Here is a 6,218-nt window from a genome sequence, read left to right as displayed (position 1 = left end):
GCGAGCGCAGTGGTCGCGAGCGCCAAAGTGACGGCAAGCTTCCGCATTCTAGTCCCCTTTCACAGTTGTCCTACGGACAGCGCAAACCAAGTACCGAAGCGTTAGTTTCCACGCAAGCGCACAAATTCTGCGCTGTTGCAGGAAAGACACGGTTTTCAGTCGGCAATCAGCCCGTGCCTCCGCAACGCCGACAGGATCGCCGTAATGGCCGATCGCGCCTCGTCGTCGCGCGTGGTGCCGCCGCTTGGCGCAGCAATGGCCGGCTGCTGTGCGCCCACGACCGGTATGCTGTCGATCAGGATCCGTCGCGCGCAAACTTCGCCCTGATGCCATCGACCGCCGCGGAACTCGGCGGTCGTTTCGCCTGCGGACCACCATAGCCGCATTCCTTCGCGCGGGACGACGAATCGCCATCCGCCCTCGGTCATCCCCGCGATCCGGTCGGCCTGTCCGGCCCAGTCGCCGATCGGTGCGGCGCCGACGATCCAGCATTGCCCGACCGTCGCCGCGGCCGGCGGCACGTCCTGCGCCACGCCGTCGACGCATCCGTGCAACAGCAGGTCGATCAGCATAAGCGCTTCGTTATGCACCATTTCCTTGTGCGACTGCGCAACGTGCAACAGCGGCAGGGCAAGGCGGTCGGTCAACTCGGTCATCGCGACGTCTCCGGGGAATAGGACAGGGTTGCAGGGGGCGACAGGCCGTTGGTGCCTTTCTGGCGCACCGCGATCGTCATCGCGCCGCCCCCCTCGACCGGACGCCATTGCGGCTCGGCCAGCTCGATCGACCGTTCCGCGCCGGCCGCATCGATCACGGTCAGGTGATACGCCTCGCGTTCCTCGACCAGCGGCATGTCGACGCCGTCGCGCCACGGGGCGAACCCGCGCGCCCGACGATTCCAGCGCAGCAGCAAACCTTGCCCGTCACGCGTCATCGACAGCTGCACCGGGGCCGGCGGCACCAGCCAGCGCCCCGTCGGCGTGATCGTCGCGGTCGCGGCATCGTCATCGCCGATGCCCGCCGCCATCACGCCGACCGGCATTCCCGCCGCCACGTCGTCGATCCGTCGCAGAGTCGCCGGGTCAAGCAGAACGAAGGTCTCGCCAGGCTGGTGCGCGGCCATCGCCGCCTCGGTGCCGCGCCGCCCCCGCCACAGCCGCGACAATCGCCAGCGCGCCGTGCCGATCCGCACCGCCGATCCGAACTGCACGATCTCTCCGCCGACCAGCGCCGCATTGCCGCCGCGATCCATCGCCGCCGCATCGACGCTCTCCAGCATCATCGCGTCGTGCAGCAGCACGACCTCGATCGCCGATGCCCGATCCTCGACCAGTGCGCTGCTTGGCGCAGGGGGCACGTTCACCGTCCCGAACGCGCCGGGGGCGGCGGTTTCGCCCATCTCGCGCCACCCTCCCGCATCGCTCCCGATCGACAGCGTGGCCCGGCGCCAGCCCGCGCCCGTGCCGGCGGCGACCACGCCGACCCATGGCACCGCGCCCGCATCGTCGCCCGGCAGCTCGACCAGCCGCAGCGCCGTTCGCCCCGCGACGACATCCGCGGCCAGTTGCGGCGTTCCCGTCGCCGGCGGCGCCGCCTGTCCCGTACCCGCGATCCGCACCAGCTCCAGCGTGATCCGCATCGCTTCGATCCGGCTGCGCCGCACCCGCCATAGTCCTGCTTCGTCCGACAGCCTCACCCGGTCACCCGGCGCGACGTCGATCGCTCGCCAGTCGAACGCGATCGTCCGCACGTCGCGCGCCGCGCTTTCCCGCACCGCGCTATCGGCCGCGATGCCCGCCGCCGTCGCGGCATTCATCGCGGCGGGCAACTCGATGCGCACCACCCTGCCCGTGCCACCGGGGCGCAGCAGCTGCTGCACTCCCGCCTGATAATCACGCGCGATATCGTGATAGGCGACGGCGACATCGACCGGCGCACCCGGCGGCCGACGCCATGCCGGCGCCTCGATCGGCAGCACCGCATCGGGCAGCGGCCGCGCAGGGCCTGCGCCGATCCGCAGCCGCGTGCCATCGCCGTCCGTTGCATACCATCCGCCCAGCGGCGCGACGATCGCCTCCACCGCATCGCGCACCCGCTCGCCACTGGCGGCATAGCCCGCCAGCACCGGTCCCACCGCTCCGCTCCGGATCGCGCCGCCGCCCAGCGCCTCGACGATCGTCCCGACCGCCATCGGGGCGGCATCGGCCTCCACCTCGAAGGTCAGCGAGGGAACGCGATTGCCGAAATCGGCCAGCGCCAGGTCCTCGAACACGGCATAGGCGATGCCGCGATGCGCCGGGGCGTTGCCGATCCCGACCAGGCTCGCGATCAGCGGATCGGGCGCCTGCGCCTCGTCGCCGGGATACCAGCGAAAGCCGCCAGTCCGGGTCTTCCAGTCGCCCGCCGCCCCCCGCAGCAGCTTGCCCTCGGCCCAGATGCGGCGGATGCCCCGGATCGGCCGGCCCGACAGCGCGACCGCGAACGATGCGGTATAACTATACCGCGTCGTCCGCCCCGCGCCCTTGCCGCTGGTCGCCGCCGCCTCGCGCAGGTCGGTCGCCCAGATCACCGTACCCGCCACGCGCATCGTCCCGAACAGCTTCGAAATCTGCGCACCATAGCTGGAGAGCTGCACCTGCAGTTCGCGCAACCGTGGCCCCTGCCGTGCCGGACCGCCGAAGATCGCCCCGTCGACCATCGCGCCCGCCACCCGCCCCAGCGCCGCTCCCGCCGGCCCCGCCACGGCGCCGCCCAGCGTCGTCAACACCATCGTCGCCATCGCCATCCTCCCCTTTTCGCCAGATGCCGTTCACCGGCCACGGTGGTGGCCCCGGCCGTTCGACCACCGCCCGCGTCACCGCATCGGCATGGATCACGCCGTCCCCGGTCGCGAGCGCGAGGTGCAGCTGGCCCGGACCGCTCGTCATCAGCAGCACATCGCCCGCTGCGGCCTGCGCCACGGGACGGAAATGCTGCGCCAGCACCGCCACCGCCCGCGCCACATCGCCGCTGCGTGGCGGATAGTCCGCCGGCACCGCGACCCCATGCGCCCAGCCGACCAGCCCGACGCAATCGAACCCTTCGTCCGGTGAGCGCCCCTGCCGCCGGAACCGGCATCCCACCACGCTGCGCCCGCGCCCGACCGCGCTCATCCGCCCGGATAGCGGGTCAGCAGGTCGATCCCCGGCAGATGCGGCTCCCCCCGAAAATTCGCGACATTGCCGAACCGGTCGCGACAGGTGCCAAGCGTCCCGTCACATCCCTCGCTCAGCTCCACCAGCGCCCCCGCGCCGTCGAAGGCGGGCGCGGCCTCCAGCGTCACGCCGTCCGCATCCGCCGCGACGACGAACGCCGACAGGGCGCCATTCGCCCCCCCGATCCAGCGCAGCCGCCCCCGCGCGAACGCCGCCCCCGCCGCCAGCACCAGCCGCTCGCCATTCTGCGCCCGCACCCGCACCACCCGTCGTCGCCCGCGCATCGCCACCCGGCACCGCCGGTCGCCCAGCGTCGCGCGGCATCCGGGCGAGGTCGCCTCGACCACCGGTGCCTCCAGCCGCACCTCCCCGCCCAGCAGTTCGGCGGCAAAGCGCCCATGACCCATCTCGACCGCGCCGATCCGCCCGCCCGCCACCGGCACCGGCACCCCCGGCCGCTCCCAATCCACGGCGAACACCGCCACCCGCGCCCCGTCATAGCGCCCGGCCAGCAGGTCGCTTTCCCGGATCGCCGCATGGCTCAGCGCCCCCTCGACGGTCATCGCCGGCGCCTCCAGCGTATCGTCGCGCACGATGGCGGAGGGCGTCATCCCCGGCGCCGCGCGATAGGTCAGCCCCTCCACCACCAGATCGCGATCATGCGCGGTCAGGCCGATCGTCACCCCGTCGCGCCGCTCGATCCGCCAGCACAACGCCAGCGTCGACACCGCGCTCATGCCTCGCGTACCTCGATCAGCGGCACGCTGGCCGCGACGCCCGCCCCGTGGGTCGCGCGCGCCACCTGCAACCGGTCCTCGGCAAAACGCACCGGCACATCGAAGGCGAACCCCGCCGTCACCGCCACGCCCCTGCCCGGCGCCACGTCCAGCAGCACTACGCCGCCCGCGCCGACGCCAAAGCCCTGCGTCTCGACCCCGCCGACACCGACGCGCACGCTGCCTGCCACCGGCCGCGTGATCCGCCGCACCATCGCCCCGTACCGCTTCACCAGCGCGAACCGCGTCGTCACCCCGTCGCCGGTCCCGATCACCACGTCGCCAAACCCCGGCACCGCCGCGGTCGAATGATCGAACGGGTCCTGCAACCGGAACGCCCGCGCCGGCCCCAGCCTTGCGCGAAAGAAATCGAGCAGCAGCGCCACATCCGCCTGCGACCGCACCCCCGGCCCGACATCGTATCGGGTGCGTGGTTCCGCCCAGTCGACATTGCGCGCCTCCTGCCCTCCGGCCGCCACCGCGATCGCGGTCGACGTCTCCGGCATCACTTCGGCTTCCGCGCCCAGCGCCAGCGGAAAGCGCACGTCATCGAACGCCTCCATCGCGCCCTCCTCCTGAAAATAGGTGAACCCGTCGCGCAGCACCTGCGGCAGCGCCCAGACGAAGGTGTCCGCCACGCCGCGCGCCATCGCGACATCCGCCGCATCGGCAATCGCCCGCCACTGCGCCCGGTCCTCGGGTCGCAACACGAAGCCCGAGAAATAATGCTGCTCCTGCACCGGATAGCCGAGCCGTTCGCCCGCCGCCGCTACGCCCCGCGCCGTCGCGCCGACATTGCCGGTCGCCGCCCAGTCATAATCCTCCAGCTGCAACACATCGAATGCCGGCCGTGCCCAGCCAACCGGCAGGTTCGCGCGCGTCACTTCGGGACTGTCCGCATTCAGGATCGTCGGCAGATAGGCGAGCAGCAACGCCGCCTCCGCCCCCGCCTCCCGCGCCGCCGCGACCAGTGCCGCCGTCGATGCCGCGAGCAACGCCCCCGCCCGGTCGAGCAACGCCCGCCTCGGCCCGTCCAGTGCCCCCCGCACATCGTCGATCACCGGTGGATCGCCCCCCAACGCCACCCGCGCCGCATCGTCGTACAGGCAGATGCGATGATCCATCGTCACCCACCACCACGGCTCCCCGACCTGGAACCGCCCGCGCCCACCCGCCTGCCGCCCGATCCCGACGAACGCCCGCGCCACCGCCTGCAGATAGGCCATCGCCCCTGCATGTGCCGGCGACAACAGGGTCGACGGCGGCACCCATCCGGTGAGCGCCGGCGAACCATCCGCCGCCCGCTGTTTCCAGTCGCCCCAGCAATGCGCGTCGAACACTTCGTAGCTGAGCGACCAGATCACATCATAGCCGAGCGCCCCGGCGCGCGCCGCGAAGTCGCGATGCCACGCCGCACAGGCCACATTCAGCACCCCGCCCGCCAGCGACACGAACAGCCCGTCCCCCGACCGCTCCAGCCGGAAATAATGGCTCATTCCGACATAATGGACGAGGGCGCCGCGATACCCCAGCCGCAGCGCATTATGCAGCAACCGTTCGGGCGTCAGGTGATAGCTGTCGTCATAGCCGCTCGCGATGCGCAGGCCGTGCTCCGGCACCACCACATCGCCGACGCTCAGCACCGACCCCGGCCCGTCGCAGCGTATCGCCGACAGTTCCGCCCACCCCTCGACCGGCTCCGCCAGCAGCCCGCCGCCCTCGGCATAGTCCGGCGGCACCAGCGACACGAACATCCGGTCGACATCGCCCGCCCAGACCGGCACCGCGTCGTCGGGCAGCTTGTACCCGCCGATAACGCTGGCAAAATCGATGACGATCTCGGCATCCTCGGGCGTGCCGGTCGCGTAGTTCCACAGCCGCACATACCAAGCACGCGTTACGCCCGCCGCATCGCGCCCCTCGATCGTCAGCACCGGCCCATGCCGCGCATCCAGCGGCCGGATGCCGCCGGACCGCCAGCGAAACCGCAGGGTACAGTCGCGATAATCGCGCACCGTATCATAGCGCAGCAACGGATGGTCATGGACATCCTCCGATGCCCAGATCAGCCCCGCCAGATCGTCCTGCCGGTAAAACACGCATGTCACCCGCAGCGCATCCGCGCCGGTCGTCACCACCGACGCCATCATCGGACGCGGAAAATCGACCGTCCAATAGGCAGGATCGAACCGCGTCAGCATACCCGCCTCCTGCACCGTGCGCGCCTCCGCCAGCCAATATCCCATCG

General features: G+C 71.4%; 4 protein-coding genes. All 4 read right to left on the bottom strand.

Translation table 11 applies throughout. The features are described from left to right. Positions 1-155: 155 nt before the first annotated feature. Positions 156-656 (bottom strand): DUF2793 domain-containing protein, encoded by a 501-nt coding sequence (locus QZ755_RS06800; RefSeq protein ID WP_294321093.1) that lies wholly within the window; start codon positions 654-656, stop codon positions 156-158. Continuing rightward, positions 653-2,785, bottom strand: a complete 2,133-nt coding sequence (locus QZ755_RS06795; RefSeq protein WP_294321091.1) for a phage tail protein — start codon at positions 2,783-2,785, stop codon at positions 653-655. Before QZ755_RS06795 ends, QZ755_RS06800 begins: the two co-directional genes overlap by 4 nt. 363 nt (positions 2,786-3,148) lie before the next feature. Beyond that, a complete protein-coding gene (locus QZ755_RS06785) occupies positions 3,149-3,931 on the bottom strand; it encodes a DUF2163 domain-containing protein (RefSeq protein ID WP_294321088.1) in 783 nt (260 codons plus the stop codon). Continuing rightward, positions 3,928-6,216: a DUF2460 domain-containing protein gene (locus tag QZ755_RS06780; RefSeq protein WP_294321085.1), complete on the bottom strand. Its 2,289-nt coding sequence runs from the start codon at positions 6,214-6,216 to the stop codon at positions 3,928-3,930. Before QZ755_RS06780 ends, QZ755_RS06785 begins: the two co-directional genes overlap by 4 nt. Positions 6,217-6,218 lie beyond the last annotated feature (2 nt).

It is taken from the genome of uncultured Sphingomonas sp. (assembly GCF_913776855.1).
GTDB lineage: Bacteria > Pseudomonadota > Alphaproteobacteria > Sphingomonadales > Sphingomonadaceae > Sphingomonas.
This window is presented reverse-complemented; position numbering and strand designations above follow the sequence as displayed.